Source organism: Carboxylicivirga sp. (assembly GCF_982718395.1).
This window is the reverse complement of the sequence record NZ_CEXQWX010000271.1, coordinates 1-4,550: the sequence shown is the minus strand read 5'-3', so window position 1 is coordinate 4,550 and position 4,550 is coordinate 1. Positions and strand designations below refer to the sequence as shown.

Genomic DNA, 4,550 nt, shown 5'->3' with positions numbered 1-4,550 from the left:
ATTGGATAAGAAAGGTAATAAAATGTCGAAACGCTTGGGTAATGGCGTTGATCCTTTTGAGGTAATCGAGAAATACGGATCAGACCCATTACGTTGGTATATGATCACCAACGCCCAGCCATGGGATAACCTGAAATTCGATATCGCAGGTGTTGATGAAGTAAAGCGTAAGTTCTTTGGAACACTATATAATACCTATTCATTCTTTTCATTGTATGCCAATATTGATGGTTTTACAGGCAAAGAAGAACTGGTACCCGTAGAGAAGCGATCTGAAATTGATCGTTGGGTAATGTCATTACTTAATTCTTTGGTAAAAGAAGTGACAGATGCGTATGAAAGCTATGAGCCAACTCGTGCAGGACGAGCTATTCAGGATTTTGTTATGGAAAACCTGAGTAACTGGTATGTGCGTTTGAATCGCAAGCGTTTCTGGGGAGGTGAAATGAATGAGGATAAGTTAGCTGCTTACCAGACATTGTATGCTTGTTTAGAAACAGTTACCTTATTATCTGCGCCAATTGCACCTTTCTTTACTGATCAGTTATTTGTCGATTTGAATAAGGTTTCAGGTAAATATTCTGATGTATCTGTTCATTTAGCTGAATTCCCATCTTTTGATGAAAATCTAATTGATGAAGAGCTTGAAGAACGTATGGAGTATGCTCAAACAATCTCTTCTATGGTATTAGGTCTGCGTCGTAAGGTTAATCTTAAGGTGCGCCAACCCCTTAACAAAGTAATGATTCCAATATTGGATGAGGCTTTTGAACATCAGTTGGAGGCAATCAAAGACCTTGTTTTAACAGAGGTGAATGTCAAAGACATGGAATACCTGAAAGAGGCATCAGGGGTATTGGTGAAAAAGATTAAACCCAACTTTAAAACCCTTGGACCTAAGCATGGTAAAAATATGAAAGCAATTTCAGGTGCAATAAATGCAATGGGTCAGGAAGAAATTGCTATCTTCGAGAAAGATGAACAATATAATTTGGATGTCAACGGACAATCCATTGTTCTGACACTTGAGGATGTTGAAATAATGTCAGAGGATATTCCTGGCTGGTTAGTTGCCAACGAAGGTAAGATAACTGTTGCTTTGGATATTAATGTGACAGATGACCTTCGTGAAGAAGGAATTGCCCGTGAATTTGTCAATCGTATACAGAATTTGAGGAAAGATTCTGGTTTTGATGTGACAGATAAAATTAAGTTGCAAATTCAGAAGCATGAGGGGATTAATTCAGCAGTTGAAAAGCATGCTGAATACATTGGAGCACAAACTTTGGCTGTGGAAGTGAAATTAGTGGATCAATGCAATAAGGACGGTGTATCAACCGTTGAGATTGATGATGAAATAACCACTGTTATGTCCGTTAAGAAGGCATAGGTGGTATGTTGATAACTAAAATTAGTCATTATGGCTGAAAAAACCCGTTATTCAGATGAAGAGCTTCAGGAATTCAAAGAAATTATCCTGAAGAAACTCGATAAGGCCAAGAGGGATTATGAACTATTAAGAAATACCATTACTCATCAGGATGGTAACGACACACAAGATACCTCACCAACATTTAAAGTGTTGGAAGAGGGAGCTGCTGTGTTGTCAAAAGAAGAAGCTGGTAAGTTGGCGCAACGTCAGCAGAAGTTTATCCAGCACCTTTCGGCAGCCTTGGTACGTATTGAAAATAAAACTTACGGAGTTTGCCGTGTAACCGGTAAATTAATCCCTAAAGAGCGATTAAAAGCAGTGCCACATGCTACCCTTAGTGTTGAGGCAAAACAGGGACAAAAGTAGTTTTTGTTTGATTTGATAAAGTTAAAATGATAAGCACTGACCAATGGAGGCAAATAGTATCCATTGGTCATTTGTGCGTTTAAAATATCTTTGATTAGGAGCAAGAAATCGTAACCTGAAAGTACTTGTTGCGTAGGTGAAATCATTAATAATATAAAAGGGCTATGTCGGTAATTAAAAAATCCTTTCTCATTATCTTTATTATTCTCCTCATTGATCAGGTGGTCAAATTTTATATTAAGACTCACATGATGCTTGGGGATGAGATACCTGTTTTGGGAAACTGGTTTATTATTCATTTTGTTGAGAATAATGGAATGGCATTCGGGATGCAATTAGCCGGTAAATTTGGCAAGGCCTTTTTAAGTATTTTTAGAATTATTGCAGTGATTGGAATAGGTTGGTATATGATCAACCTGACGAAAAAAGGGGCGCCCAATGGATTGGTATATTGTGTTGCGTTAGTGTTAGCAGGTGCACTCGGTAATATTATCGACAGTGCCTTTTATGGAATTATCTTTGATCATAGCTACGGGCAAATTGCCACATTGATGCCTGAAGGTGGCGGTTACTCGTCTTTCTTACACGGGAAAGTTGTTGATATGTTGTATTTTCCTTTGATTGAAGGGCGTTATCCGGAATGGTTTCCATATTTAGGAGGTAATCCTTTTATTTTCTTTCGTCCGGTATTTAATATCGCCGATTCATCCATCACTATTGGGATTGTTATAATATTATTCTTTCAGAAGCGTTTCTTTAAAGAATAGATTATAAGAGACTTGTATATGCCGTGAATTTCTTTCGGAAACTATTATGTGAAAAAAGAAGTTTTAACATGCATTTATGCGCAATTATCTATAACTTCGCGGCGGTTTTTGCGTAGCAGAGTTGTGTGTTTTCAGACTCTCTTAGAGTCAATAAATTAGGACTTACTGCTCTTCTTTTGTCTAAAGTCAAATGGGAGTCAGGAAGCGATAGCGTATTAAAAATTAACTATAGAACCTGAAAAGGTTCTCTTAAAAAGAACAGACGTATGGTATTGCGTTTTATTTTGCTTTCATTAATTCTATCATTATCCACTGCACTAAGTTCACAAGGTGTCGATCCGAATTCAGTAGATGCTAGGTCAGTTAACGTTGATGATTTGAGTGATGCGCAGGTATTGAGAATGATTCAGGAAATGGAGAAACGGGGCTTGACAGAACAGCAAGCTATCGCTTTAGCCCAAGCCAGAGGGATGAGTCAGGATCAGATAGCCAAGTTAAAGCAGCGAATTAGTGAAGTAAAGTTAAGTGGTGCTTCAGGAACAGAAAGTAGTTCACTGTCTTTAGGTGATGATCAACAAGGAATGGTAGAATCCATTAAGTTACCTGTTGATACTTCAAAAGTAGATACCAGAATCTTTGGCTTTTCATTCTTTAATAATGAAAACCTGACCTTCGAACCTAATGTTAATATTCCGGTGCCATCATCGTATGTGTTGGGAGCCGGAGATGAAATTCTAATTGATATTTGGGGTGCCTCACAACAAAGCTATCAATTGATGATTGAAAAGAATGGCTACGTCAATATAACTAATGTTGGTCCGGTACAGGTTGGTGGATTAACTCAAGAAGCAGCCAGAAAAAGGTTGTTTAATAAACTCACGCTAATTTATAGTGATTTACAATCATCCAATCCACGAACATTTGCAAGTATAAATGTAGGAACAGTTAAAGCTATCAAAGTAAATGTAATTGGTGAAGTTTTTATGCCAGGTACATACACATTGCCGGGTACAGCTTCGGCTTTTAATGCATTGTATCTGGCTGGTGGACCAAATGTAGATGGTACATTTCGTAATATTCAGGTAATTCGTGATGGGAAAACATTAGCAATATTGGATGTTTATGAATACTTGCTTCGCGGTAAGAGTGAAGTCAATATTCCTTTAAGTGATGGTGATGTTGTGTTAGTTACGACTTATGAGAAACGCATCAAAGTGGGAGGGGAATTAAAACGGAATGGAATTTTTGAAGCCAAGTTGGAAGAAAAAATTAGTGATGTTATTGAATTTGCCGGTGGCTTTACTGAGGATGCTTACCGCAATAGAATTGAGCTATACCGAACTACAAGTCGAGAAAGGGCTTTTAAAGATGTAATAGCACAAGATTTTGCATCCGTCTTAGTTGAAGGAGGTGATAGTATTTATGTTGGACCTATATTAGAACGATATGCAAATAAGGTCAGCATCGAAGGTGCTGTTTATCGCCCTGGTAACTACGAACTAAGTGAAGGGTTAACCTTAAAGCAATTAATTGACAGGGCAGATGGAGTTCGAGAGGATGTATTCTTACATCGTGGTTTAGTGACTCGATTGATGGATGACTTAAGTTTACAGAATATCACCTTCAATGTTCAAGAAGTTTTAAGAAGCGAAATGGATATGGAACTGAAACGGGAAGATATTGTAACCATATCCTCTATTAATGATTTGAGGGAAATTCGAACGGTTGAGATATATGGAGAGGTACAGTATCCGGGTGAGTTTGATTTTCAGGATGACATGACGCTATCCGATTTGGTATTTAAATCAGGGGGATTTAAAGAGTCAGCATCGGAAGCATTTATTGAGATTTCACGCCGTCTGACTTACGAAGAAGCACAAAAGGCTTCGGATAAAATAGCTCATGTTTATCAATTTTCAATTTCTCGAGATTTAAGAATGAATGGAGAAGATGCTAAGTTTGTTCTGCATCCTTACGATCAGATT

4 protein-coding genes are annotated in these 4,550 nt (G+C 37.8%); all 4 read left to right on the top strand.

Going from position 1 to position 4,550, the window contains the following annotated elements:
• Positions 1-1,390, top strand: a 1,390-nt coding sequence (locus AC4MRQ_RS25010; protein WP_491200464.1) for a class I tRNA ligase family protein, incomplete at its 5' end; no start/stop codon positions are given.
• 30 nt (positions 1,391-1,420) lie between these two features.
• Positions 1,421-1,798 (top strand): TraR/DksA family transcriptional regulator, encoded by a 378-nt coding sequence (locus tag AC4MRQ_RS25005; protein ID WP_491200463.1) that lies wholly within the window; start codon positions 1,421-1,423, stop codon positions 1,796-1,798.
• A 164-nt stretch (positions 1,799-1,962) separates the two neighbouring features.
• A complete protein-coding gene (locus AC4MRQ_RS25000; RefSeq protein WP_491200462.1) occupies positions 1,963-2,565 on the top strand; it encodes a lipoprotein signal peptidase in 603 nt (200 codons plus the stop codon).
• A gap of 266 nt (positions 2,566-2,831) precedes the next feature.
• Positions 2,832-4,550: SLBB domain-containing protein (locus AC4MRQ_RS24995; RefSeq protein ID WP_491200461.1), on the top strand; the 1,719-nt coding region annotated here is incomplete at its 3' end.